26 protein-coding genes and 2 tRNA genes are annotated in these 25,486 nt (G+C 63.3%); 20 read left to right on the forward strand and 8 right to left on the reverse strand.

Annotated elements, in window-relative coordinates; genetic code table 11:
- Positions 1-53 precede the first annotated feature (53 nt).
- The 9 genes from ACWGTO_RS07895 (at position 54) to ACWGTO_RS07935 (ending at position 7,656) form a co-directional block, all read left to right on the forward strand.
- Complete coding sequence (locus ACWGTO_RS07895; RefSeq protein WP_454574300.1) at positions 54-602, forward strand: histidine phosphatase family protein; 549 nt, start codon at positions 54-56, stop codon at positions 600-602.
- Between the two features lie 207 nt (positions 603-809).
- Positions 810-885: transfer RNA gene (locus ACWGTO_RS07900), tRNA-OTHER, on the forward strand.
- 1 nt (position 886) lies between these two features.
- Positions 887-953: transfer RNA gene (locus ACWGTO_RS07905), tRNA-Met, on the forward strand.
- A 375-nt stretch (positions 954-1,328) separates the two neighbouring features.
- Complete coding sequence (locus ACWGTO_RS07910) at positions 1,329-2,474, forward strand: slipin family protein (protein ID WP_454574301.1); 1,146 nt, start codon at positions 1,329-1,331, stop codon at positions 2,472-2,474.
- A gap of 176 nt (positions 2,475-2,650) precedes the next feature.
- Entirely contained in the window at positions 2,651-2,932 is a 282-nt protein-coding gene (locus ACWGTO_RS07915) for an acyl carrier protein (RefSeq protein WP_027167184.1), read from the forward strand.
- Between the two features lie 55 nt (positions 2,933-2,987).
- Positions 2,988-4,178 (forward strand): beta-ketoacyl-ACP synthase, encoded by a 1,191-nt coding sequence (locus ACWGTO_RS07920; protein WP_454574302.1) that lies wholly within the window; start codon positions 2,988-2,990, stop codon positions 4,176-4,178.
- Positions 4,179-4,220: 42 nt separating this feature from the next.
- A complete protein-coding gene (locus ACWGTO_RS07925) occupies positions 4,221-5,492 on the forward strand; it encodes a beta-ketoacyl-ACP synthase (protein WP_454574303.1) in 1,272 nt (423 codons plus the stop codon).
- 120 nt (positions 5,493-5,612) lie between these two features.
- A complete protein-coding gene (locus tag ACWGTO_RS07930; RefSeq protein ID WP_454574304.1) occupies positions 5,613-6,641 on the forward strand; it encodes a zinc-binding dehydrogenase in 1,029 nt (342 codons plus the stop codon).
- 4 nt (positions 6,642-6,645) lie between these two features.
- Complete coding sequence (locus tag ACWGTO_RS07935; protein WP_454574305.1) at positions 6,646-7,656, forward strand: lipid A biosynthesis lauroyl acyltransferase; 1,011 nt, start codon at positions 6,646-6,648, stop codon at positions 7,654-7,656.
- A 4-nt stretch (positions 7,657-7,660) separates the two neighbouring features.
- Here ACWGTO_RS07935 and ACWGTO_RS07940 read toward each other — a convergent pair whose 3' ends face one another.
- Complete coding sequence (locus ACWGTO_RS07940) at positions 7,661-8,092, reverse strand: L,D-transpeptidase (protein WP_454574306.1); 432 nt, start codon at positions 8,090-8,092, stop codon at positions 7,661-7,663.
- A gap of 222 nt (positions 8,093-8,314) precedes the next feature.
- Between ACWGTO_RS07940 and ACWGTO_RS07945 the strand changes: the two genes are divergently transcribed.
- From ACWGTO_RS07945 to ACWGTO_RS07965, 5 genes are all read left to right on the forward strand, one after another.
- Positions 8,315-9,595 (forward strand): acetylornithine deacetylase/succinyl-diaminopimelate desuccinylase family protein, encoded by a 1,281-nt coding sequence (locus ACWGTO_RS07945; RefSeq protein ID WP_454574307.1) that lies wholly within the window; start codon positions 8,315-8,317, stop codon positions 9,593-9,595.
- A gap of 120 nt (positions 9,596-9,715) precedes the next feature.
- Positions 9,716-11,194, forward strand: coding sequence for an ABC transporter substrate-binding protein (locus ACWGTO_RS07950; RefSeq protein ID WP_454574308.1), 1,479 nt, complete (start codon positions 9,716-9,718; stop codon positions 11,192-11,194).
- On the forward strand, positions 11,191-12,138 hold the full coding sequence (locus ACWGTO_RS07955; protein WP_454574309.1) for an ABC transporter permease: 948 nt from the start codon (positions 11,191-11,193) through the stop codon (positions 12,136-12,138). Before ACWGTO_RS07950 ends, ACWGTO_RS07955 begins: the two co-directional genes overlap by 4 nt.
- Complete coding sequence (locus ACWGTO_RS07960; RefSeq protein WP_454574310.1) at positions 12,135-13,004, forward strand: ABC transporter permease; 870 nt, start codon at positions 12,135-12,137, stop codon at positions 13,002-13,004. The genes ACWGTO_RS07955 and ACWGTO_RS07960 overlap by 4 nt, the downstream gene beginning before the upstream one ends.
- A complete protein-coding gene (locus ACWGTO_RS07965; RefSeq protein WP_454574311.1) occupies positions 13,001-14,623 on the forward strand; it encodes an ABC transporter ATP-binding protein in 1,623 nt (540 codons plus the stop codon). The genes ACWGTO_RS07960 and ACWGTO_RS07965 overlap by 4 nt, the downstream gene beginning before the upstream one ends.
- A 178-nt stretch (positions 14,624-14,801) precedes the next feature.
- Here ACWGTO_RS07965 and ACWGTO_RS07970 read toward each other — a convergent pair whose 3' ends face one another.
- Entirely contained in the window at positions 14,802-15,233 is a 432-nt protein-coding gene (locus ACWGTO_RS07970) for a TerB family tellurite resistance protein (protein WP_454574383.1), read from the reverse strand.
- Positions 15,234-15,430: 197 nt separating this feature from the next.
- Between ACWGTO_RS07970 and ACWGTO_RS07975 the strand changes: the two genes are divergently transcribed.
- From ACWGTO_RS07975 to ACWGTO_RS07990, 4 genes are all read left to right on the forward strand, one after another.
- Positions 15,431-16,216: a TSUP family transporter gene (locus ACWGTO_RS07975; RefSeq protein WP_454574312.1), complete on the forward strand. Its 786-nt coding sequence runs from the start codon at positions 15,431-15,433 to the stop codon at positions 16,214-16,216.
- 51 nt (positions 16,217-16,267) lie between these two features.
- Complete coding sequence (locus ACWGTO_RS07980; RefSeq protein WP_454574313.1) at positions 16,268-16,438, forward strand: hypothetical protein; 171 nt, start codon at positions 16,268-16,270, stop codon at positions 16,436-16,438.
- A 116-nt stretch (positions 16,439-16,554) separates the two neighbouring features.
- Entirely contained in the window at positions 16,555-17,379 is an 825-nt protein-coding gene (locus tag ACWGTO_RS07985; RefSeq protein WP_454574314.1) for a helix-turn-helix domain-containing protein, read from the forward strand.
- Positions 17,380-17,451: 72 nt separating this feature from the next.
- The gene (locus ACWGTO_RS07990; protein ID WP_454574315.1) at positions 17,452-17,871 is read left to right on the forward strand and encodes a VOC family protein; all 420 of its coding nucleotides are present in this window, start codon (positions 17,452-17,454) and stop codon (positions 17,869-17,871) included.
- Positions 17,872-18,013: 142 nt separating this feature from the next.
- Here the strand turns inward: ACWGTO_RS07990 and ACWGTO_RS07995 are convergent, their stop codons facing one another.
- Positions 18,014-19,483: a cobyric acid synthase gene (locus ACWGTO_RS07995; protein ID WP_454574316.1), complete on the reverse strand. Its 1,470-nt coding sequence runs from the start codon at positions 19,481-19,483 to the stop codon at positions 18,014-18,016.
- A 3-nt stretch (positions 19,484-19,486) separates the two neighbouring features.
- Entirely contained in the window at positions 19,487-20,095 is a 609-nt protein-coding gene (locus tag ACWGTO_RS08000) for a dimethylsulfonioproprionate lyase family protein (protein ID WP_454574317.1), read from the reverse strand.
- Between the two features lie 147 nt (positions 20,096-20,242).
- Between ACWGTO_RS08000 and ACWGTO_RS08005 the strand changes: the two genes are divergently transcribed.
- Both ACWGTO_RS08005 and mmsB read left to right on the forward strand, forming a co-directional pair.
- Positions 20,243-21,409 carry an isobutyryl-CoA dehydrogenase gene (locus ACWGTO_RS08005; RefSeq protein ID WP_454574318.1) on the forward strand — a complete coding sequence of 389 codons (1,167 nt, stop codon included), beginning with the start codon at positions 20,243-20,245 and terminating at the stop codon, positions 21,407-21,409.
- Positions 21,410-21,432: 23 nt separating this feature from the next.
- Positions 21,433-22,317 (forward strand): 3-hydroxyisobutyrate dehydrogenase, encoded by an 885-nt coding sequence (gene mmsB, locus ACWGTO_RS08010; RefSeq protein ID WP_454574319.1) that lies wholly within the window; start codon positions 21,433-21,435, stop codon positions 22,315-22,317.
- A gap of 283 nt (positions 22,318-22,600) precedes the next feature.
- Here mmsB and ACWGTO_RS08015 read toward each other — a convergent pair whose 3' ends face one another.
- The 4 genes from ACWGTO_RS08015 to ACWGTO_RS08030 all read right to left on the reverse strand — a co-directional run bounded on the left by ACWGTO_RS08015 (position 22,601) and on the right by ACWGTO_RS08030 (position 25,434).
- A complete protein-coding gene (locus ACWGTO_RS08015; protein WP_454574320.1) occupies positions 22,601-23,251 on the reverse strand; it encodes a cytochrome c oxidase assembly factor Coa1 family protein in 651 nt (216 codons plus the stop codon).
- 103 nt (positions 23,252-23,354) lie between these two features.
- Entirely contained in the window at positions 23,355-23,720 is a 366-nt protein-coding gene (locus ACWGTO_RS08020) for a hypothetical protein (protein WP_454574321.1), read from the reverse strand.
- A 144-nt stretch (positions 23,721-23,864) separates the two neighbouring features.
- Positions 23,865-25,244, reverse strand: coding sequence for an aspartate aminotransferase family protein (locus ACWGTO_RS08025; RefSeq protein ID WP_454574322.1), 1,380 nt, complete (start codon positions 25,242-25,244; stop codon positions 23,865-23,867).
- Positions 25,245-25,293: 49 nt separating this feature from the next.
- Positions 25,294-25,434 (reverse strand): capsid protein, encoded by a 141-nt coding sequence (locus tag ACWGTO_RS08030; RefSeq protein WP_112565294.1) that lies wholly within the window; start codon positions 25,432-25,434, stop codon positions 25,294-25,296.
- Between the last annotated feature and the right edge of the window lie 52 nt (positions 25,435-25,486).

A 25,486-nucleotide genomic window follows, 5' to 3' on the forward strand; every position in this document is an offset into this window, starting at 1 on the left:
GATCCCTATATGCGAATGACCGGGGCCGACATCCGGCTCTCGGAAGGTATCAGATGATTCGATTTGTGCTGGCGCTGTTTCTGCTTGCTGTTCCCGCCGTCGCCCATGCGACGGACGCCGGTTGGGCGCTGCTGCGGGACGGCGGCCGTGTCGTGCTGCTGCGCCATGCGCTGGTCACTGGCACCACCGATCCGGCCAATTTCGACATCGACAACTGCGCCACCCAGGTCAATCTGTCAGCACGCGGCAAGCAGCAGGCGAACAAGATTGGCGCCTTGTTCGGCGCCCGAGCCGCCCCGGTCGAGCGTGTTATGTCCAGCCGCTATTGCCGCTGCCTCGACACCGCCCGCATCGCCTTCGAAGCCGACCCCGAGCCTTTCGCGCCGCTCGATCTCCTGAAAACCGATCCGAAAGAGAAGGCCGCGCAGCTAGATGCGGTCCTGAAGGAAATCCGCGCCTATACTGGCTCCGACAATCTGGTCATGGTCACTCATCTGGAAAACATCGTTGCCCTGACCGGCGTGTCGCCGCGCGAAGGCGAAGCGGTGGTGGTCGAGCCGCAGGGCGACGGCCTGCGCGTGCTCGGCCGCGTCACCTTCTGACGAACCTGGCACTGTTGCCGAAATATCACCACCGAAAGAAGCCGCAAATTCGCCGCCACAATGCCGCTTGCGACAACCCGTCGCAGGGTCTATAGGCGCGCTCCCGGTCACGAAAACCGAAGCGAGCACAACGGTTGGAGCTTTCGTCTCCGCCCGTGCAGGCGGCTCTGCCGCCCTGTATACGGCGCCGTTTTGGGGATTGGGATCGCGGATGTAGCTCAGTCTGGGAGAGCGCCGGATTTGGATCCGGAGGTCGCAGGTTCGAATCCTGCTGTCTGCACCACGGATAGCTCAGTTTGGGTAGAGCATCAGACTCATAATCTGACGGTCGAAGGTTCGAATCCTTCTCCAATGGCTGACAGGCCACCACCCTTTCACGGTGTTATCTGAAAAAACGGTCCGGGGACCGGAATGCTGAAGACCTGACGAGCCGCCGAAGCCCATGGGCCAAGGCCGGTTCGAACGGTCTGACGCCATCGGCTCGCGGCCAGGCCCGCGGTGACGATCAAGGCGCAGTGTCGCCGGCAATGGAGGCCAAGGTCTCCGGCGCCCGCTTCGCTGCCTCGCGATCCGCTCCCGATGGTCCGCCGCGATTTGATGCCACCGGTCCCCGGATCATTCGTGTCCGGGTTTGGAAGTACGAACGACGTGAAACGAGAAACGAAAGGGAAGATCGACGCATGACTTGACGCCTCGCATGGGGCCATGCCCGACAGGAGTACGACAATGACGACCATTCTCGACAAGGTTCTTGGACGCGAGCGCGTCCTCGTAAGGGAAAACGAACGTGCCCTCACCCTCTACAAGGGGGAGATCAAGGCTGTCCTGCTGCCGGGCGAGCATTCGCTCGTCAATCGGCGCGGCAACCTCGAAGTATCGCGGCACGATCTGAAGAACCCGGAATTCGTTTCGGCATACGAGAAGGCGTTGTTCGACAAGCTCCCGGACGTGGCTGCGCGTCATTTCACCGTCGTTCGCACCGGGCGCACGGATATCGCCGTCATCGAGCGTGACGGCAACCTCCATGCCGTTCTCGCGCCGGACCGCAAGCTGGTGCTGTGGACGGATGCCGGTCCGTGGAAGGTGACGTTGGTCGACACGTCGGTCGACCTCGCCATCGACCCGGCGGTCATGCGCCGGCTTGGCCAGGCCCGGAAGACGGAATTGATGTCCGTCCATCCGGTCGTCGATGGCCAGGCCGGACTGCTGTTTGTCGACGGTGTGCTGGTGCGCACGCTCGCCGCCGGCGTGCATGCGTTCTGGAATGTCGGACGCATGGTGCAGGTGAAGGTGGTCGACCTCAAGCGCCAGTCGCTCGATGTCGCCGGGCAGGAAGTGCTGACCAAGGATCGCGTGACGATCCGCGTCAACATCGCCGCCGAATACCAGGTCGTCGACCCGGTCAAGGCGGTGAGCACGGTGAAGGACTTCTCCGAAGCCCTCTACCGCGCCCTGCAGTACGCCTTCCGCAAGACGCTTGGCGCGCTGACGCTCGACCAGATCCTTGAAAAGAAGGTGACGGTCGATGAAGAGGCGGCGGCCAAGGTCCGTGCCGACATGGCCGCGATCGGGGTCGAGGTCAGCGATATCGCCCTCAAGGATGTGATCCTGCCGGGCGAGATGCGCGAAATCCTCAACCAGGTGGTTTCGGCCGAAAAGCAGGCCGAGGCCAACGTCATCCGCCGCCGCGAGGAGACGAACGCCACGCGTTCCCTGCTTAACACGGCCAGGGTGATGGCGGAGAACCCGGTGATGCTGCGGCTGAAGGAGCTTGAGGCTCTGGAGACCATCGCCGGCAAGGTCGAGCGGCTGACCGTCCACAACGGGACGGGTGGACTGCTGAACGACATCGTCAAGCTGCGCGAAAGCTGAGCTGACGCGACGTCAATGGAAGGGCCGCCGGGTCAGCCGGCGGCCCTTCTTGCGTTTCTTGAGACCCCTCCCCATCTGCGCCCGGCGCATCAGGCCTTTTCCTGCCGGGAAAAACCGATTAGACAGCGCCCAAACCAGATGCGGACAGATTCCGCCCGCAACCGAAGGAAGAGCCCTTGTCCACCACGTTCGAGAAAGTCGCCAAGATCATTGCCGACACCAGCGAGATCGATATCGACACCATCACCCCCGAGAGCCACACGATCGACGATCTCGGCATCGACAGCCTCGATTTCCTCGACATCGTCTTTGCCATCGACAAGGAATTCGGCATCAAGGTGCCGCTGGAAAAGTGGACGCAGGAAGTCAATGACGGCAAGGCCTCGACCGACGATTACTTCGTCATGAAGAACCTGTGCGCCAAGATCGACGCGCTGGTCGCCGCCAAGGCCGCCTGATATCGGCTGGCGCGCGGCCTTGACGGGCTGCCCCGCCTGACCCACAAAGCCGCTCATGAGCAGCCCCCGCGACGTCGTCATCACTGGCATTGGCCTTGTCTCTTCGCTTGGAGAAGGCCCTGACGCACACTGGCAGAAGCTGGCCCAGCCGGGCCTGCAGCCGGTGCTCGAAGCCGCGCGCTTTGCGCCCTACACCGTCCATCCGCTGCCCGAGATCGACTGGAACCTGCAGATCGCCAAGCGCGGCGACCAGCGGCAGATGGAAACCTGGCAACGGCTCGGCACCTATGCCGCCGGTCTTGCGCTTGACGATGCCGGCATCAAGGGCAATGACGAGCTCTGCACGACCATGGACATGGTGGTGGCCGCCGGCGGCGGCGAGCGCGACGAGGCCGTCGACGCCGCCATCCTGGCCGCTTCCGAAAGCCGCAACGACCGCGACGTGCTGCTCAACGAGAAGCTGACCACCGAATTGCGGCCGACGCTCTTCCTGGCCCAGCTTTCCAATTTGCTCGCCGGCAACATCTCCATTGTCCACAAGGTCACCGGATCGTCCAGGACCTTCATGGGCGAGGAAGGGGCCGGCGTCGCTGCCGTCGAAACGGCCGCCGCGCGCATCCGCTCCGGCCAGTCGACGCATATACTGGTCGGCGGCGCCTTCCAGACCGAGCATTCCGACATGCTGCTGGGCTATGAGTTGGCGGGCTATCTGCATCGCGGCCCGTGGAAGCCCGTCTGGCAAAGACGGGGCGCCGAGGGTGGCGGCCTGGTCTCCGGCTCAGGCGGCGCCTTCCTGGTGCTGGAACAGCGCGAGCACGCGCAAAGCCGTGGCCGCAAGATCTATGCCGAACTCGGACCGGTGGTCTCCGGCCGCGCCAGGCGCTCGCGCGGCGAACTCGACGCCGAGATCGCGGCCTTGCTCAAACAGGCGGCACTCCCCAGCGGCAAGCTGCTTGCCCTGTCGGGCGCTTCCGGCGCGCACACGGCAACATCAGCCGAGAAGGCAGCGCTCGATGCCAATCCGGCGATATCGGCGCGCGGCTTCGCGACACTGACCGGGCATATGAAGGAAGCGCAGTTTCCGTTCGCCGTGGCGCTCGCGGCCCTGGCCGTCGACCGCAAGGCCGCCTACCCCGTTTTCGACGCCGCTGCCGAGAAGCCGTTCGAAGGCATCCCGCAAACCGTGCTTGCAACGGCGATCGGCTATCACCAATTCGAGGGCATGGCGCTGGTCAACGCTGCTTGAAGCAGTGCTGCGCGGTCGTGCTGCAAAATTAAGAGGTTCCGGATGGCCAATCTCAGAGATCACATGGGCAGGCCGATCGTCGCCGTCACCGGCATCGGCGTGGTGACTTCGCTTGGCGTCGGCAAGGCAGACAATTGGACGGCGCTGACCTCGGGCAAGTCGGGCATCCACCCGATCACCCGCTTTCCTGTCGATCACCTTAACACCCGCATCTCCGGCATGGTCGACTTCCTCGATTCAAGCTCAAAGGGTGCCAGCCTGCTGACCTACGAGTTGGCCGAAACCGCAGCAGATGAGGCCGTGGCCGAATCCGGCCTCGATTCCTCTGACTTCGGCGGCCCGCTCTTCCTCGCCTCGCCACCGGTCGAGCTCGACTGGCACGACCGCTTCTCGCTCTACAATTCCGACGGCAAGGACGCCGGCGCCGAAAGGCTGCTGCGGGTCGCGCGCGGCCTGAAGGAATTGGACATTTTCGAAACCACGCAGTTCGGCTCGATCGCCGACCGGCTGGCCGACCGCTTTGGCACGCGCGGCCTGCCGATCACGCTGTCGACCGCCTGCGCCTCGGGCGCCACCGCTATCCAGCTCGGCGTCGAGGCGATCCGTCGCGGCGAATGCGATCGGGCGCTGTCGATCGGCGCCGACGGCTCGGCAACCGCCGAGGCCCTGATCCGCTTCTCGCTGCTGTCGGCTCTGTCGACCCACAACGACATTCCGGAAAAAGCCTCGAAGCCCTTTTCCAAGGACCGCGACGGCTTTGTGCTGGCCGAAGGCTCCGGCGCGCTGGTGCTGGAATCGCTTGAGGCTGCCCTTGCACGTGGCGCCAGCGTTCTCGGCATCCTGCGCGGCTGCGGCGAAAAGGCCGACGATTTCCACCGCACCCGCTCCAAGCCCGACGGTTCGTCGGCAATCGCGGCCGTGCGCGCCGCCCTTGCCGATGCCGGCTTGAGCGAAGACGAGATCGACTACGTCAACGCCCACGGCACCTCGACCCCGGAAAACGACAAGATGGAGCATCTGTCCCTGTCGACCGTGTTCGGCGAGCGGATCGGCTCGATGCCGATCTCGTCCAACAAGTCGATGATCGGCCACACGCTGTCGGCGGCGGGCGCCGTCGAGGCGGCTTTTTCGTTGATGACCATGCGCGAAAGCGTCATTCCGCCGACCATCAACTACGACAATCCCGACCCGGCGATCGTGCTCGACGTGGTGCCGAACAAGAAGCGCAATGCCGAAGTCGGCACGGTTTTGTCGAACTCCTTCGGCTTCGGCGGCCAGAACACCTGCCTTGTCATGGCGCGGGAACCGGTCTAATTCATGTCGCCCAAAAGTGCGATGCGGTTTTGGGAAAACGACATGAACAAAATCAAAGACTTAAAACGCGCCACGCGTTTTTAAGTCGCCACTTCCGCTCCAACAGAACCGACAGGCCCTATGCGCGCACTGCAACTTATAGAGGACCGCCGTCTTGAAACGGTGGACCTGCCGCCCCCGCCGCCCCCCGCGCTCGGCGAGGTCACGCTGCGCATCAAGGCGGTGGCATTGAACCACATCGACGTCTGGGGCTGGCGCGGCATGGCCTTCGCCAAGCGCAAGCTGCCGCTGGTCGTCGGCGCCGAAGCGTCGGGTGAGGTCGAGGCCGTCGGCCCCGGCGTTTCCAGCCTGTTGCCGGGACAATTGGTGTCGATCTATGGCGCCCGCACCTGCGGCCTCTGCCGCGCCTGCCGCGAAGGCCGTGACAATCTCTGCGAACATGTTTCAGGCGTGCACGGCTTCCATCTCGACGGCTTCGCCCAGGAGAAGATCAACCTGCCGGCGCGCCTGCTCGTCCCCGCCCCGCCCGGCGTGACCGATGTCGGCGCCGCCGTCGCCCCCGTCACCTTCGGCACGGTCGAGCACATGCTGTTCGACAATGCGAAGCTGCAGCCGGGCGAGACAATCCTCATCCATGCCGGTGGTTCCGGCATCGGCTCGGCGGCCATCCAGCTGGCCAAGCGCATGGGCTGCATCATCATCACCACGGTCGGCTCGAACGACAAGATCGACAGGGCCAAGGCGCTCGGCGCCGACCATGTCATCAACTACCGTGACGACCGTTTCGAAGGCGTCGTGCGCAAGCTGACCAAAAAGAAGGGCGTCGACGTCGTCTTCGAACATGTCGGCGCCGACACCTTTGCCGCCTCGATGCTGTGCCTGAAGCGCGGCGGTCGCCTGGTTACCTGCGGCTCGACCTCCGGCGTCTCGACGCAGATCAATCTGATGCAGCTCTTCCAGCAGCAGTTGAAGCTGCTCGGATCCTTCGGCTGCCGCATGGAGAACATGGCCAACGCCATGCAGAAGATGGCGGCGGGACAGGTAGCGCCGGTCATCGACACCGAAGTCGGCTTCGACGGTATCGACGCCGCGCTGAAGCGCATGGAAGGCCGCGACGTGTTCGGCAAGATTATCCTGCGCGTTTCCTAAGACGATGGTCGGCAAGGTGTTCAAGAAAGCCCGCCGGGACTTCATGTTCCGCTATGGCCGAAGACTGCGCCAGATGGAGCACTGGCTGGTGGCGCGCGCGGCGATGACGATCATTTCGCTGCTGCGCCTTTTGCCTGCCGACAGCGCGCTCAATTTTGCCGACCGCGCCGCTCGGCGGATCGGTCCGCGCGTCGGACGCCACCGCGTCGCCATCAACAATCTGCGCCTCGCCTATCCCGAAAAGAGCGATGTCGAGATCGAGGCCATCGCCTCCGACATGTGGGGCAACATGGCCCGGCTTGCCGCGGAATACATCTTCCTCGATGCGCTTTTCGACTACGATCCGAAGGCAACCAAACCCGGCCGGATCGAGGTTCGTGGCGCCGAGCATTTCCTCGATATCGCCGGCGAGGAGAAGCCCCACATCCTGTTCACCGGCCATCTCGGCAATTTCGAGCTTTTGCCGGTGGCGGCCGCCACTTTCGGCATGAAGATCACGGCACTGTTTCGCCCGCCCAACAACCCGTACCTCGCCGACTACATCCACTCGACGCGGCGCTCGAGCATGGGCGCGCTGCTGCCCTCCTCCACCGGCGCCTCCTTCGCGCTGGCGTCCATTCTCGAAAATGGCGGCAATATCGGCGTCCTGGTCGACCAGAAATTCTCCAGCGGGCTGGAGACGACCTTCTTCGGCCGCCCGTGCCAGAGCAATCCGGTTCTGGGCATGCTGGCCCGCCACTATGATTGCAATGTCTATCCGGCGCGCTGCGTCCGGTTGCCGGGCAACCGCTTCCGCCTCGAGATCGAAGACAAGCTCACTCTACCGCGCAATGAGAGCGGCAGTGTCGACGTCCCAGCCACCACCCAACTGCTCGCCGACGTCGTCGAGCGCTGGGTTCGAGAGGACCCGGGACAGTGGATGTGGTTCCACAAGAGGTGGGAAATCAGCGGCCGGCGTCGGCGCCGTCGCGGACAGGCAAAGGACGCTGCCGGCCAGCGGCAGCGTCAATCTTAGCTCGTCAGTTCATCACCACGATCCGCGTATTGCCGAAGCCGACTTCGCGCACCATCGAATAGAAGACCGCCGCATTTGCCGTGTGCAACCGCACGCAGCCATGCGAGGCCGGACGCCCAAGCTGCCGGACTGCGCCGGTGCCGTGGATGGCGTAGCCGCCATGGAAGAACACCGAGTAAGGCATTGGCGACATGTGGTATTTTTTCGAATACCACATCCTCGCCGTCCGCTGCGGCCGATAGGTGCCCCGCGGTGTGAAGTAGCCGCTGCGGGCGGTGGACACGCTCCAGCGATAAAGCACTTGGCCATATTGGCTGACGGTCATGGTCTGCGAAGAGACGTCGATGCTGGCGACCAGCGAAGCAGCCCTGCTTTCGATGGACGTGCCGAACAGCATCGCAGCAAAAGCTGCTGCCATGAGAACGATTTTAGTCATGAGATCAAACCCCTTTGATGCCCCTTGCCTGCTCTGTCATCACGCGGTTTTTCATCTTTTTAACGACAGGTGAGTGATCTAACACACACTCCTTGATAAAATCGCCAATCTAAAGCAGCGAATTTGAACGATTTCCCGCCATAGTTGCCGCCGCAACCCGTAGTTTCGGCGCTTGCGGCGTGACACTTGCAAAAACCACCCGTTCGTTGCTCAACTCCCCTGATGAACGAACGACTCTTCAAAGCGATCGACGACCGTTCCGATGAACTGGTTGCACTGACCGCCGACCTGATCCGCTTCCCGACCATCAATCCACCGGGCGAAGCCTATCGCCCCTGCGCCGAATATATCGGTGCACGGCTAAGGAAACTTGGCTTCGAAACCGAATTCATCCGCGCCGAGGGCACGCCCGGAGACACCGACCGCTACCCGCGCGTCAATGTCGTCGCCCGCTTCGACGGCCGCGTGCCGGGCGCCTGCGTCCATTTCAACTCGCATATCGATGTCGTCGAAGCCGGTGAAGGCTGGAGCGTCGATCCCTTTGCCGGCCTGGTGAAGGACGGCAAGGTTTACGGCCGCGGCGCCTGCGACATGAAGGGAGGCCTCGCCGCCTCGATCATCGCTGCCGAGGCCTTTATGGAGGTTTTCCCCGACTTTCCCGGCGCCATCGAAATCTCCGGCACGGTCGACGAGGAGTCCGGCGGCTTCGGCGGCGTCGCCCACTTGGCGAAACTTGGCTATTTCTCCAAACCCAGGGTCGACCACGTCATCATCCCCGAGCCGCTGAACAAGGACCGCATCTGCCTTGGCCATCGCGGCGTCTGGTGGGCGGAGATCGAGACCAAGGGCGAGATCGCGCATGGCTCGATGCCGTTCCTGGGCGACAACGCGGTGCGCCATATGGGCGCTGTGCTGCAGGCCTTCGAGGACGAACTGTTCCCGGCGCTCGACCGCAAGGTGACGCGCATGCCGGTGGTGCCCGAAGGCGCAAAGCGCTCGACCATGAACATCAACTCGATCCATGGCGGCCAGACCGAGGATTTTCGCCCCGGCCTGCCCTCGCCCAACGTGCCGGATGCCTGCCGGCTGACCATCGACCGCCGCTTCCTGCTTGAGGAAGATCTTGCCACGGTCAAAAGCGAGGTGACCGATATCCTCGACCGGTTGAAGCGCGAGCGCAAAAAATTCGACTACGAAATCCGCGACCTGATGGAGGTGCTGCCGCTGATGACCGAGCGCGATGCGCCGGTGGTCCAGGCTGTGGCCCAAGGCATCATGGCGATCTTCGACCGCGAACCGGATTATGTCATTTCGCCAGGCACTTACGACCAGAAGCACATTGCCCGCATCGGCCACATTTATGATTGCATCGCCTACGGTCCGGGTATTCTCGATCTCGCCCACCGACCCGACGAATGGGTCGGGATTTCGGACATGGTGGAGTCGGCCAAAGTGATGGCGATCGGGCTGAACGTGCTGCTAAGAGGAACGGCTACCGGCTGATCCCACCGGCATCAGCTGAAAACATTCCTCCCGGCGCCGTTGCAGAGCACGAAACGCAATTTACTCCACCTCGAAATCACGCTTCTATCGCACCAGGGTTCGAGCATTGGGAGTTGCACGATGAAATTGTGGAAAACCATTCTTGCCGCCGCGCTGTTGGCGCTCGCAACCGGCAGTCAGGCATTTGCCGCGCGTACCGACCTGGTTATCGGCATTCCGCTCGAACCGCCGCATCTCGATCCGACCGCCGGTGCCGCCGCGGCGATCGACGAAGTGCTCTACGCCAACGTCTTCGAGGGCCTGACCCGCATCGGTCCGAACGGAGAAGTGCTGCCCGATCTCGCCGAAAGCTGGGCCATCTCGGACGACGGCAAGGTCTACACCTTCAAGCTGCACACCGGCGTCAAATTCCATGACGGCACCGATTTCGACGCCAGCGACGTGAAATTCTCGCTCGACCGCGCCCGCGCCGACAATTCGGTCAACGCGCAAAAGGGCCTGTTCGCGGCCATCGACACGATCGAAGTCGTCGATCCGGCGACAGTGAAGGTGACGCTGAAGAACCCACAAGGGTCGTTCCTCTACAATATGGGCTGGGGCGACGCGGTGATCGTGACGCCGGAGAGCGCCGAGACCAACAAGGAAAAGCCAATCGGCACCGGCCCGTTCAAATTTCAGAGCTGGGCCAAGGGCTCGTCGATCACATTGGTCAAATCGGACAATTACTGGGGCGCTCCGGTGTTCCTCGACAAGGCCGAGTTCCGCATCGTCCCCGATGCTGCGGCCGCCGTGCCGGCGCTGCTCTCCGGCGATATCCAGGCTTTCCCCTTCTTCGATCCCGACAGCGTCGCCCAGGTAAAGGACGACCCGCGCTTCCATGTGGTGATCGGCTCGACCGAGGGCGAAACCATCCTGTCGATCAACAACAAGAAGCCACCTTTCGACAAACTCGAGGTGCGGCAGGCGATTGCCTTCGCGCTCGACCGCAAGGCGATCATCGACGGCGCCTCGGCCGGCCTCGGCGTGCCGATCGGCTCGCATATGTCGCCCGCCAGCAAGGCCTATGTCGACCTCACCGGCCTCTATCCGCATAATGTCGACAAGGCCAAGGAACTGCTGAAGCAGGCCGGCCTTGACAATGGCTTCAAGGCGACGCTGAAACTGCCGCCGCCCTCCTATGCGAGGCTCGGCGGCGAGATCATTGCCTCGCAGCTGCGCGATGTCGGCATCGACCTTGAGATCGTCCCCGTCGAATGGGCGCAGTGGCTGGATCAGGTGTTCACCAAGAAGGATTACGACCTGACCATCGTCTCCCACACCGAGCCAAATGACATCGATATTTATTCGCGCAAGGATTATTACTTCAACTATGACAACCCGGCTTTCGACAAGATCATCACCGAACTGAACCTCACCTCCGACGACGCCAAGCGCAACACGCTGCTGGGCGAAGCGCAGAAGATCCTGGCCGACGATGCCGTGGTCGGCTTCCTCTACGAACTACCGAAGGTGGGCGTGTGGGACGCCAAGCTGCAGGGGCTGTGGGAGAACGCGCCAATCCAGGCGAATGATCTGACCAAGGTGAAGTGGACGGATTGACCGCCTACCTCCTCAAACGCCTCGCCATCGCCATCGCGACCTTGATCCTGGCTTCGATGGTCGTCTTCGCCGTGCTCGAAATCCTGCCCGGCGACCCGGCGCGGCTGATGCTGGGTCTCAACGCCAGCGCCGAGCAGGTCGAGCTGCTGCGCAACCAGATGGGCCTCAACGCGCCGCTTGTCCTGCGTTACCTCTCCTGGGTCGGCGGCCTGCTCAGCCTCGATTTCGGCCGCTCCTACACCTATTCGGTGCCGGTCATCGACCTGGTGCGCGAGCGCATGGCGGTTTCACTGCCGCTGGCGCTGATCGCGCTGGCGCTGTCCACCGTCATCGCCATCCCGGTCGGGCTTTATTCCGCCAGCCGGCGCGGTCGGGCCGGCGACACCTTTGCCATGGGTATGGCCCAGCTCGGCGTCGCCGTGCCGAACTTCTGGTTCGCGCTGATGCTGATCTACCTCTTTGCCGTCTGGCTGCGACTGGCACCGGCCGGCGGCTTTCCCGGCTGGGGTGCCGGTGTCTGGCCGGCGCTGAAATCGCTGCTGCTGCCGGCCCTAGCACTTGCTCTGCCGCAGGCGGCGATCCTGGCCCGCGTTGCCCGCTCGGCGCTGATCGAGGTGCTGAACGAGGACTATATCCGCACCGCCCGCGCCAAGGGCCTGCCCTACCGCGCCGTGCTGTGGCGGCACGCGCTGCGCAATGCGATGATCCCGGTGCTGACCATTCTGGGTCTGCAATTCGCCTTCCTGCTCGCCGGCACCATCATCATCGAAAACGTCTTCTATCTGCCCGGTCTGGGACGGCTGGTGTTCCAGGCGATCACCCAGCGCGACCTGATTGTCGTCGAAAGCATCGTCATGCTGCTGGTCGTCGCCGTCATTGCGGTCAATCTCGTTGTCGACATCTCCTATGCCATCGTCGATCCGCGCCTTCGAGGCCGGCAATGACACTGCACATCGACATCCCGCAGGAAACGTTGGGCAGCATTCTGGCCAAGGCATTTCGTAACCGCTCCTTCCTCGTCGGTTTCGCCATCACCATGTTCGTGGCTGCAATGGCGCTCATCTCCTATGTCTGGACGCCTTACGACGTGACCAAACTGGTGATCTCGGACAAGACGCTGGCGCCCTCTGCGGCGCACTGGTTCGGCACCGACCATTTCGGCCGCGACATCCTGTCGATGATCATGGTCGGCGCCCGCAATTCGATCGCCGTGGCGCTGGTCGCGGTCGGTATCGGCATGGGTGTCGGCGTGCCGCTCGGCGCCTTCGCCGCGGCGTGCGGCGGTTTTGTCGACGAGGCGCTGATGCGGCTGAACGACCTCGTCTTCGCCTTCCCGGCGCTGCTGTCGGCAATCATGATCACCGCTATCTTCGGGCCGGGCGCGGTCAACGCCATCATCGCCATCGGCATCTTCAACATTCCGGTGTTTGCCCGCGTGGCGCGCGCCGGGGCGCTGGCAATCTGGCCGCGCGAGTTCATTTTCGCTGCGCGTGCCGCCGGCAAGAGCAAGACCCAGATCAGCATCGAGCACGTGCTGCCCAACATCGCCACGCTGCTTCTGGTGCAAGGCACCATCCAGTTCGCGCTCGGCATCCTCGCGGAAGCCGGCCTCTCCTATCTCGGCCTCGGCGCCCAGCCGCCAATGCCGAGCTGGGGCCGTATGCTGTTCGACGCGCAGACGCGCATGGTGGTGGCGCCGTGGATGGCGATTTTCCCGGGCATGGCCATCGTCATCACCGTGCTCGGCCTCAATCTGCTCGGCGACGGCATCGCCGACATCCTCGATCCGAAATCGCGGCGGCAGCGATGAGCTTGCTCGAGATCGAGAACCTGTCGCTTTCGATCGGCGACACGCCGATCCTGAAGGGGGTCGAACTCTCTGTGACGCCCGGCGAGGTGATGGGGCTGGTCGGAGAATCCGGCTCCGGCAAGTCGATGACGGCGCTGACGGTCATGCAGCTTCTGCCGCATGCGGCGCGCGCCAGCGGGCGCGTCGCCTTCGACGGCATCGACATCCTGGCGGCCACCGAGGACCAGATGTGCGCCCTGCGCGGCGACGACATCGGCATGGTCTTCCAGGAGCCGATGACGGCGCTCAACCCGGTAAAGACCATCGGCGAACAGGTCGCCGAAGGCATACGCTGGCACACCAAGGCCAGCCGCGCCGACGCAGAAGACCGGGCGCGTAAAATGCTCGACCGGGTCGGCCTTCCGCAAGCCAAATTCCCGCTGTCGCGCTATCCTCACGAACTGTCGGGCGGCCAGCGCCAGCGCGTCGTCATCGCCATTGCCTGCGCGTTGAAACCCAAGCTGCTTATCGCCGACGAGCCGACGACGGCACTCGACGTGGTGCTGCAGGCGCAGATTCTCGACTTGCTGCGCGGCCTTGTCAGCGAAAGCCGCATGGGGCTGCTGTTGATCTCGCACGACCTTGCCGTCGTCACCGAAATGGCCGACCGCATCACCATCCTGCGCCATGGCGAGGTGATGGAGGCCGGCGACACCGCGCGGACACTGTCGGAACAGCTTCATCCCTACACACGACAGCTGGCGCTGGCCTCCATGCACGTGCCGGCACGCCCCAAAAGCCATGCCGCGGTCCAGGGCAAACCGCTGCTTGAGGTCGAAGGCGTGACGCGTGACTATCTGGGACGGCGTACATCCCTGTTCAAACCCGCTCCCCCAATCCGCGCCGTCGACGACGTTTCCTTATCGCTGACGCCCGGTCAGTCTGTGGCGCTGGTCGGCCGCTCCGGTTGCGGCAAGTCAACGCTTGCCCGCATGATCCTGGCGCTCGACAAATCGACATCGGGAACGATCCGCTTTCGCGGCCAGACCATCACCGGCAGGAGCGAGGCGGAGCTCAAATCCGCGCGACGCGACATGCAGGTGGTGTTCCAGGACCCTTACGGCTCCTTCGACCCGCGCCAGAAGGTCGAGAAACTGGTGGCCGAACCGCTGCATGTGCTGGAGAAGAAACCAACGCCGGCCGAGCTCCGCGAGATGGTGGCGCATGCGCTGCATGAGGTCGGCCTCGGCGTCAGCGACATGGACAAATATCCGCATGAATTTTCCGGCGGCCAGCGCCAGCGCCTGTCGATCGCCCGCGCCATCATCACCAGGCCGAAGCTGGTCGTCGCCGACGAGCCGGTCTCGGCGCTCGACGTCTCGATCCGCGCCCAGATCCTCGACCTGTTCGCCGAACTCAACCAGAAGCTCGGCATCGCCTACCTCTTCATCACCCACGATCTGACAGTCGCCCGCGCCATCACCGACGAGGTGCTGGTCATGCATGACGGCAGCATCGTCGAGCGCGGCAAGACCGGCGATGTGCTCGACCATCCGCAATCGGAGGCCGCCAAAGCGCTGGTGGCGGCAGCGCCAGATTTGCATCGGGCGATCGCACACCGGATGCAAGAGCAAGGGTGAGTGGCCGGTTCGCGCGGCGAATTCACCGTGCCAGTGGCACGATGAAAGGTCACGAACGGTGAAGCCCCGGTCCGCCTTCGGGCGGATCAAAAGGTCCAGTGGACCTTTTGAAGGGAGCTGAACGCCCGAAGGGCTAAGGACGCAGCGAAGCAGCGGGGACCCAGCTGGCCGGGCGGGCTTACTCCTCCGGCTTCACCACATCGACCGGGCTGATGTCGAGCAGGTCGAGCGTGCGGCGCAGCAGCCGCACCTCGCTCTCGGCCAGTTTCGAATCGGCCTTGGCGATTTCCGCCATGTGGAGCGCCAGCAGCTTGCGCCGCTCGACATCGAGATCGCGAAACAGAGCGATGGCCTGCGAACCGTTGGTCTCGTAGCCGAACTCGTTGAGATATTCGATGACTGCGTCGATGCTGGTTTCCGGGATGCCGAAAGCGTCCTTGCAGATGCGCCGGAAGGCAACCATCTCGCTCTCCGACACCGAGCCATCGGCCAGGATCATGCGAAACAGCATCAAGAGTTCCGCCGACAGCACCGGGTCATCGGCAACCTTGCGCACGCCGGGGTCGCCATCGAAGATCGAGCGTATCTGGTCGAGCAATGCCATCGCCAACAGCGTCCCTTTTACTAGTCCGCCCATCGCCTATGACCCCAAGTGCGCAGCGGCTTCGGGATAATGACATGCACTACAGGAAATCCAAGAGCAACGTGCCTGGATAGACGTAGCGCGGATTCGGTCTTGCGCAAACCGGGTCGCCATGATCGAAGGCGCGGCATCTCTTTTCCCGCCGGAATGCCCAGAAAATCCCGATGTTCGACCTCGCCACCCAGACCGTCATCATGCTTGCCTTCGCCGCCTTTGCAGCCGGCTTTGTCGATTCGATAGCCGGCGGCGGCGGCCTGATCACCATTCCAGCCTTGCTGCTTGCCGGTTTCCCGCCGGTCGCAGCCCTTGGAACCAACAAGCTGCAGGGCATTTTCGGCACCGCGTCGGCGACCATCCACTACGCCATGAATGGCCATGTCGATCTGCGCCGCCAGCTGCCGTCCGCACTTCTGGCCCTTGCCGGCAGTGCCGTCGGTGCCTTGCTGGCGGCCTTCGTGCCCGGCGATCTCTTGCGGGCGCTGCTGCCGCTGCTTTTGATTGCCATCGCGATCTACTTCGCCGTGAAGCCCAACATGAATGATGTCGACCGCGCCGAGCGTCTGTCACCCTTCCTGTTCGGGCTGACGATCGCACCTGCGGTCGGCTTCTATGACGGCCTGTTCGGACCCGGCGCCGGCTCCTTCTACATGCTTGCCTTCGTCAGCCTCGCCGGCTTCGGCGTGCTAAAGGCGACGGCCCACACCAAGCTGCTCAATTTCGCCTCCAACATTGGCGGCTTCATCGTCTTTGCCGTGGCCGGCGTCATCTACTGGAAGATCGGGCTGATGATGGGCGTCGCCCAGTTCCTCGGCGCGCGTCTCGGCGCCAGCCTCGCCATCCGCATCGGCGCAAGGCTGATCAAGCCGCTGCTGGTGATCATCTGCCTGGCGCTGGCGGTCAAGCTGCTGGCCGATCCTGCAAACCCATTACGCCAGCTAATTGGTGTATGAGCCCACGCCTGATAGAATGTGGTTGTACGAATCATGTTGGAGGGACCACACATGAATCTTAGTGCACCCACTCAGCTTATTTTCATCATATCCCTTATCATCGCCATCATCGGCGTTCTCGCCGCGCTTGGCGTTCTTGCGTTTATTCCCTTGGCGTCGGTCTGGATTGTGCTCATCGCCTATATCGTGCTTGCCGCCGGCTGCATGATGCGTGGCGCCTGAGCACGCATATCTCAGGGCAACCGAAGCGCCCGGCCAAAAGCCGGGCGCTTTTGCTTTCGGCCCGTTTTGATTCAGATCAGGGCGTCTGCTAGATTCGGTCGGCAAAAGGATGGCCGATGCCGATCGAGATGCAGCGCCGCAAGGAACAGGACCGCTCCATCGCTGGACGGTTCGAGATGCGCCGGCGGGCGCCGCCTTCCGAGCTACAAGGCATTGTGTCGGACATTTGCGGCTATCGCGAAACCGCGGCCGGCCGTTTCCGCAACATCGAATATGCCTCGCTGACCGTGCCGCTGGTGATCAGCTTCGCCGAACCCTTCGCCATCGGCCTTGGCCGCAACCCCGGCGACAATGACCGTTTCGCCAGTTTCGCCGCCGGCCTGTTTGCCGGCCCGGTGATCATCGAATCGTTCGGCGACGCCTGCTGCGTGCAGATTAACTTCACCCCGCTCGGCGCCCGCCGCTTCTTCGGCCTCCCGATGAGCGAGCTGACCGACAGTATGATCGTGCTCGACGATGTGCTTGGCGCCGAGGGCATGGCGCTGCGTGAAAGGCTCGGCAATGCCCTGGACTGGTCGACACGTTTCGACATCGCCGAAACATTCGTCACAACCCGTCTCGGCAAAGCCGCTGAAACCTCGCCCGAAATCGTATGGGCTTATGAGCGTATTATCGCGTCCGGCGGCCGAACCCGTATTTCCTCTATTGCCGAAAAACTGGGCTGGAGCCGCAAGCATCTCGCCGGCAAATTCTCCGACGCGACCGGCATCGGGCCGAAGACGCTGTCGCGTATCGTCCGCTTCAACCGTGCGCTCGGCCTGTCGAGGCAGGACCAAAGCGACTGGGCCGATATCGCCGCCGATTGCGGCTATGCCGACCAGGCGCATCTGGTGCGCGAGTTCCGTCAGCTCGCCGGCGATCCCCCAACGGCGCTGAGGTAACATTTCTTCAAGACTGCGGAACGGCCTTCGAACAAAGTGGGTTATCGGCCCAATCAGATGAAGGAGGTTTCCGTGCCCACCACCGGCGAAGCGCCCCGGCTCTACCCTGCCCTGCGCTACAAGAATGCAGGAAAAATGATCGATTGGCTGTGCGAGGCCTTCGGCTTCGAGGTCCGCGCCCGCTACGGCGAGGGCGACATCGTGCACCATGCCGAACTCACCTTCGGCTCCTCGATGATCATGCTGGGTACAGCGCGCAGCGACGATTACGGCAAGATGGTCGGCGAGCCCGGCTCCGGCGGCGGCAAGTCGATCTATGTCGCCGTCGACGATGCCGATGCCGCCCATGCCAGGGCGAAGAAGGCCGGCGCCACCATCATCCAGGAACTGACCGACCGCGACTATGGCAGCCGCGAATTCATCTGCCGCGACCCCGAAGGCAATGTCTGGTCGTTCGGGACGTATTGGCCGAAAGCGGGCGAGAAGGCGTGAGCCTCATTGCCGACGCTGAAGGTTAGCTAAAGCATCTGAATTTCGTCATCCACGGGCGAAGCAGGAGCGCAGCTCCGTCGCGGAGACCCGAGGATGACGACAGGACAGGCCTGTCAACTAATCACCAAAGCGGGCATATCAACTACCGTGCCAGGCCGAAAATCGCGTCGCAGTCGAGATGCGTCTCCAGCTCGGCTGCTATCTCGTCCAGCGCCTTCTCCACTTCGGCACGATAGTCGATGCCGCCGCCCTTGACGCCAAGGCTGGCAAGATATGCTGCGCGGAAAGCGTCGGCGGAAAACAAGCCATGCAGGTAGGTGCCGAAAACCTTGCCGTCGGCGGAGATGGCGCCGTCATCGGCACCGTTGATCACGGCGGATGGCCGCGCGGTGTCCGGCCCGGTGGTGCGGCCGAGATGAATTTCGTAGCCCTCGAGCGGCAGGCCGAACGGCACTGAGCGCGCGCTTGAATTGCGCACCGTCTTTTCCAGTTCCATCACCGTCTCGATGTCGAGCAGGCCAAGGCCTTCCGCTTCGGTGACGGTGCCCTCGATGCCATCGGGATCGCGCACCATGCGGCCGAGCATCTGGAAGCCGCCGCAGATGCCGACGACATGGCCGCCGCGTTTTCGGTGCGCCAGAAGATCGCGGTCCCAGCCATTCTCGCGGAACTTAATGAGATCGCCGATCGTCGACTTCGAGCCGGGAATGACCACCAGGCCGGCATCCTCAGGCAGGTACTGTCCCGGCGGCACGAACACCACTTCGACCTGCGGTTCGGACTTGAGCGGATCGAGATCGTCGAAATTGGCGATGCGGCCAAGCATCGGCACTGCGACTTTCAGCGCCCGTTTCCCGCCTGAAGCCAAGCGTTCGAGCACTACGGAATCCTCCGAAGGCAATCGCGCCGCCGCCTTCAGCCACGGAACGACGCCGAAGCAGCGCCAGCCGGTGAATTGATCGATCGCCTTGATGCCGTCGTCGAAAAGCGAGACGTCACCGCGGAACTTGTTGATGAGGTAACCGACGATCATTCGTCGGTCCTCTTCCGGCAGGATCAGATGCGTGCCGGCGACGGAAGCGATGACGCCGCCGCGGTCGATGTCGCCGACCAGGATGACGGGCACATCGGCGCGCGTGGCAAAGCCCATATTGGCAATGTCGCGGCTGCGCAGGTTGATTTCGGCCGGCGAGCCGGCCCCTTCGACGATGACAAGGTCGGCGCCCTCGCCGACCTTCGCCCAGGAGTCCAGCACAGCATCCATCAGCCGGCCTTTCAGCGCCTGGTAGTCACGCGCCCGCGCCTCGCCGAACACCTTGCCCTGGACGATGACCTGCGCCCCGACATCGGTCTGCGGCTTGAGCAGCACCGGGTTCATGTGGACGCTAGGCGCGATCCCGCAGGCTAGCGCCTGCAGCCACTGCCCGCGACCGATCTCGCCACCGCCGCTCTCACCGGGAATGTCGGCCACCGCGGCATTGTTGGACATGTTCTGTGGCTTGAACGGCCTGACCTTCAGCCCGCGCTTCCTGGCTGCGCGGCATAGCCCCGCCACCAGGACAGTCTTGCCGACATCCGAGCCCGTGCCTTGCAGCATGATCGCCTTGGCCATGGCTCAGACCCTGCCCTGCGCGCCGGGAATGGTCGACTTCTGCGCCAGCGGCCCACCGCGCCAGATGTAGAGCGCAAGCAGCGGCTCGCTGCCGGTGCGCATGGCGTGGCTGACATTGGAGGCGTGATGGATCACCTCGCCCGCCTGTCGGACGGTAAAGCCGCCATCGCCCGTGCGCCATTCTGTGCCGCCGGTCAGTGGAATGTAGATTTCCTCTGCAATATGATGATGGTCGGGATAGGTAATGCCGGGTCCCAGGATCAGCAATCCGGCCGCGGCCTCGTCATTGGCGAAATGACCGCGCAGCCCAAAGACCTCCAGCCAGCCATATTTCTGCAGGAACGCTTCGCCGAAATCCGCCGCATTGTAGGTCTGCCCCCAGCACAGATCGCCCCGACGGTCCGCCAGCAGCTGCACCAGCGGCTGTGCGTCCGGCGGCGCCAGTTTGACGATTCGGTCGAGCAGACCAACGCAAGGCAGCGGATGCGGTTCGAGCGGACGAGCCGGCATTGTCCAGGCGATCCGGGCGACAGCGTCCCGCACGAGTGCGTTGTCCACACCCCGGAGATAGACATGGAAGCGGTCGAGCAGTTGATCGAAATATGTCGGCACTCTCTGCTCCGTTGGTCATTCATGCACAGCCGCTGCGCAGCAGGCCGGGTTGCGCGGCGGCATCATTGGTCTAGATTGGGCGGCGCGCAAAGCCAAAAACAACAGGCCAGCAGGCCAACTCCGCCCAGGAAACACAGGGAGCACGCCATGGACGCCGCGGTCGATGCGAGCACCAGCCAGTTCGAACTCAACGAGGAGCAGCGCGCTATCCAGGAGATGGCCCAGGCCTTCGCCGCCGATCGCGTCGCGCCGAATGCGCTCGAATGGGACCGCGCAAAACACTTTCCCGCCGATGTGATCCGCGAGACCGGTCCGCTCGGCCTCGGCGGCATCTATGTCAGGGACGATGTCGGCGGTTCCGCGCTCGGCCGGCTCGACGCCGTGCTGATCTTCGAGGCGCTGGCGCACGCCGATCCGGCCTTCTCCTCCTTCATCTCGATCCACAACATGGCGGCGTCGATGATCGACCGCTTCGGCAGCGACGAGCAGCGCCAGCGCTTCCTGCCGAAGCTGACCTCGATGGAATGGCTGGCAAGCTACTGCCTGACCGAACCGGGCTCCGGCTCCGACGCCGCGGCGCTGAAGACGCGCGCGGTGAAGGACGGCGACGGCTATGTGCTCAACGGCGCCAAGCAGTTCATTTCCGGCGCCGGCGACAGCGACCTCTATATCGTCATGGCGCGCACCGGCGCCGATGGTCCGAAGGGCATTTCCACCTTCGTCGTGACCAAGGACGCGCCCGGCCTCGCCTTCGGCGCCAACGAGCACAAGATGGGCTGGCACATGCAGTCGACCCGCCAGGTCATTTTTGAAGACTGCAAGGTGCCGGCGCAAAACCTGCTGTCGGGCGAAGGCGCGGGTTTCGGCATCGCCATGGCCGGCCTCGATGGCGGCCGGCTCAACATCGCCGCCTGCTCGCTCGGCGGCGCGCAATCCGCGCTCGACAAGGCGTTGGCTTATACGGCAGAGCGCAAGGCCTTCGGCTCGAAGATCAACCATTTCCAGGCGCTGCAGTTCAGGCTGGCCGACATGGAGACGGAACTGCAGGCGGCGCGCATCTTTCTTTACGCCGCCGCCTCGAAACTCGACCGCAAGGCGGCGGACGCCGGCAAATGGTCGGCGATGGCCAAGCGCTTCGTCACCGATATCGGCTTCAACGTTGCCAACGAGGCGCTGCAACTGCATGGCGGCTATGGCTATCTGCACGATTACGGAATCGAAAAACTGGTCCGCGACCTGCGCGTCCATCAGATCCTCGAAGGCACCAACGAGATCATGCGCGTGATCATAGCGCGGGCACTGATCGGCCGTTAAAGCCAGCATACCGGGAGAGAACAATGACGACGATCGCCTTCATCGGCCTCGGCAATATGGGCAATCCAATGGCCGCCAATTTGGTCAAGGCGGGGCATACGGTGCACGGCTTTGATCTGATGCCGGAGAATCTGACGGTTGCGCGGGAGCACGGCGTCATTGTCATGGCCAATGCCGTTGGCGCGGTAAAAGACGCCGATGTGGTGATTACGATGCTTCCCGCCGGCAAGCATGTGCTCTCGGTCTACGAAGACATCGCGCCCAAGGCCAAGCAAGGCGCACTGTTCATCGATTCCTCGACCATCGATGTCGAGTCGGCCCGTAAGGCGCATGCCGTTGCAAGGAAGCACGGGCTGCATTCGATCGATGCACCGGTCTCCGGCGGCACCGGCGGCGCTGCCGCCGGCACCCTCACCTTCATGGCCGGAGGCTCCGGCGAAGCTTTTGCTGCCGCCGAACCGATCCTCAAGCCGATGGCCGGCCGCATTGTCCATTGCGGCGATGACGGCGCCGGCCAGGCGGCCAAGATCTGCAACAACATGATGCTCGGCATTTCAATGATCGGCGTCGCCGAAGCGTTCGTGCTGGCCGAAAAGCTCGGCCTCTCGCATCAGGCGCTGTTCGACGTGGCCTCTACCTCGTCCGGCCAGTGCTGGTCGCTGACCACCTACTGCCCGGTGCCCGGCCCGGTGCCGGCATCTCCGGCCAACAGGGATTACAAGCCCGGCTTTGCCGCGGCACTCATGCTGAAGGACCTGAAACTGTCCCAGGAAGCCGCGCAAAGTGCCGGCGCGGTGACGCCGATGGGGGCCGAAGCGGCCCAGCTCTATGCGCTGTTCAACGCGCAAGGAAACGGCGGCGCCGATTTCTCAGGTATCATAAATTTCCTGCGCGGCAATTCTCTATAAGTTTCGAATTTTGCAGCGGTTTTATCGATTTTTCTCTCACGAGAAATTTGCAAATTTAGATTTGCTTAAGCTCTCGATAACCCGACGGTAACGATGTGCCTATACAACGGATGGCGAGGCGGACATATCGCATCCGCCCGGCGCTCCGGATCAGGTCTCGCGTACCGGAGCCCGTAAGTTTCGCAAGTGTATTGTTGGCGAAACGCCATGCGTATCTGGCAAAGCCGCGTTCCCGATGGGACGCGGTTTTTGCGTTTCTGGGAACTATTGCTACGTTGTCCGATTATATTTTGGTTGCCGCAGCTGGACTGCCGATGTGATCCTCGTCGACCAGCACGATTGGCGCCCCTCCGGCCATAATGACAAGCAGGCGCAGGTTCCATTTCCCCGCGTTGCGCATGGCATGCGACATCACCCAGCCCCATCCACGGCTGCCGTGGACAGGAATGCTGAGCTGGGCGTCGCCCAAGCCGTTTCCAAAGATCTGAACGCTGCCGACCACCCAATAGCCGGCGTCAATATCTTCACCAAGCGCGGCCTTGACACGGTCATCGGCGCGCACCGTCTCCATGGTTAGCCGGTAGGCGTCGCTATTTTTCATCATGCGAGGGACGACGACGATCACGGCGGCAATACTGAAAAGCCCGATGACGAACAGGCTGAACCCGGCGATCGCCCAGTTGCGTTGCACCCTTCGGAAATGCTCGGCATCGCGCCAGGATACATTCTGCCACGCCCAGCGGCTGCCCTTGGCCCCCAGCACGAAGAGCATGACGATGTTGACCAGTGGGACGAACATCAGCAGCGCGATGAAGGTGTTGTTGGCGAGGCCCCAGATCCAGTTGAGGAAAAACGCGCCCCAGTTCCAGCGGTCGAGTTCTGGCGGAATGTCGGCGGGCTGGTTGAGCGGTTGTACTGCCATCATGTCCCCCATCGGCAAAGACTGCCTAGCGGGAGTCTAGCGCAGGCGTGGCCAAACTGGAAACCGGCTTTCACCCCCTCGCCAAGGTCGGACAGAGCGTGGGCCGAAGCCTCAATCAGCCTTTCGACGACAGCCGGCGAAAATTCGCTTTCACCGCGCGGCTGGCGGGTTTCAGCGCAGCGCTGACCGAATTCGCCGCCGCGGTGCCGTCGAACAGCGACGGCGTGCGGCCGGAGAGGACCTCGGGCCAGAAGCGCGCGGCCGACTGGAACAGAGCCATTTGCGCGGCAAACGCGCCTTCGGCAACAGCCGTAGCTTTCTCCTGCACTGCGCGGGCGGTTTCAGGGCTCCAGCCCCGGCCGCTCTGTGCGTCCGCGGCCATCAGCGGCAGGCGCATCATCGCCACCAGCGGCGCCAGCATCAAATCCTGGCCTATCCCGGCCGCTTCCAGCGCCCGCCGGCTCTTGCCCGTCTTTGTCATGAAAATCCTGACCCCAATGCAGCCGGTCTTGGCCGGTCCCGCAACACTACGCGCGTCGAGGGCTATTCGTTCCCTCTTATCGCCGCGGAAGTTGCGTTTGAGGCCGGGCGCCCGGATTTGCAGGGCGCCCGGCGATCGTTCCGTCTACTTCTTGCGCAGATCCGCTTGCGCCAGATCCAGCGCCCTGGCGATGCGGTCGCAAGCCGTGTCGATCGTCACGCGTGTCCAGATCAGCGGTGGCGACAGGATCATCGTGTCGCCGGTGGCGCGCAGCATCAGGCCCTGGGCGATAGCGTGGTCGCGAATGGTGACGGCAGCACTACCCGCCGGCAGGAAACGCTCCTTGGTCGCCTTGTCCTTGACAATCTCGATCGCCCCCATCAGCCCGATCGAACGCACCTCGCCGACCAGCTCGTGGCCGGCAATGCGCTCCTGCAGCGCCTGGGCGAAGTAAGGTCCGGTGTCGTTCTTGACCCGGCCGACCAGGCCCTCGCGCTCCATGATCTCGAGGTTCTTCAGCGCCACCGCGCAGGCCACCGGGTGACCGGAATAGGTGTAGCCGTGGTAGAACTCGCCGCCTTTTTCGACCAACGTCGCAGTGATGCGGTCGCCGACCAGCAGGGCCGAAAGCGGCTGATAGCCTGAGGTCAGCGCCTTGGCGGTGGTGATGGTGTCGGGCTCGATGCCGAAGGTCTGCGCGGCGAACCATTCGCCGGTGCGGCCATAGCCGGTGATGACCTCGTCCAGCATCAAGAGCACATCGTATTTGCGGCAGATGCGCTGCACTTCCGGCCAGTAGCTCATCGGCGGGATTTTCACCCCGCCCGCCCCCATCACCGGCTCGCCGATGAAGGCCGCGACCTTGTCGGCGCCGGCCTCGAGAATGGCGTCTTCGACGGCCTTTGCCGCGCGCAGGCCGAAATCATGGTCGCTTTCGCCAGGCAGAGCCAGCTCATAGGCATAGGGCATCATCACATGGACGATGTTGGGGACAGCACCGCCGAGCTGCTTGTGCATCGGTTCCATGCCACCGAGCGAGGTGCCGGCGATGGTCGAACCGTGATAGCCCATCTTGCGCGAGATGATGCGGTTCTTCTCGGGCTTGCCTTCCAGCGCCCAATAGTGGCGTACGAGCCGCAGCGCCGTGTCGTTGGCCTCCGAACCGGAGGAGCCGTAAAACACCTGGGCGATGCCCTTGGGCGCCAGCTCGGCCAGCTTCTTCGACAACAGCACCGGCGTCGGCGTCGAGCATTTGAAGAATGAGTTGTAGTAGGGCAATTCCTTCATCTGCGCGTAGGCCGCGTCGGCCAGCTCGTCACGGCCGTAACCGACATTGACGCACCACAGCCCGGCCATGCCGTCGAGGATCTCGGTGCCGTCGGCATCGTAGATGAACGGGCCGTTGGCATGGGTGATGATACGCGAGCCGGTCTCGCGCAATTCCTTGTGGTCGGTGAAGGGATGCAAATGATGCGCGGCGTCGATCTGCTGAAGCTGCTTCAGCGAATAGTTCTGATAGGTCATGTCTGGATCTTTCCTCTGAAATCAATCCGGCGGCGCCGGGGCGAATTCGTCAGAGGACGGCAGGTGGCGAATAGCCGATGCGGGCGCACAACCGCAAAAGCTCGGCGCGCAGCGTGCGCGGTGACGGTGTCACCGCGACCCGAAATACGCGAGCCCCGAAGGCGCTGACCAAGATCCTGACAAGAGCCATGGCCGCATCTTAGAGCAAAGGCTGGTCGAGGTGAACCACCCTTTGCTTGGCC

The organism is Mesorhizobium sp. PL10, from assembly GCF_053714315.1.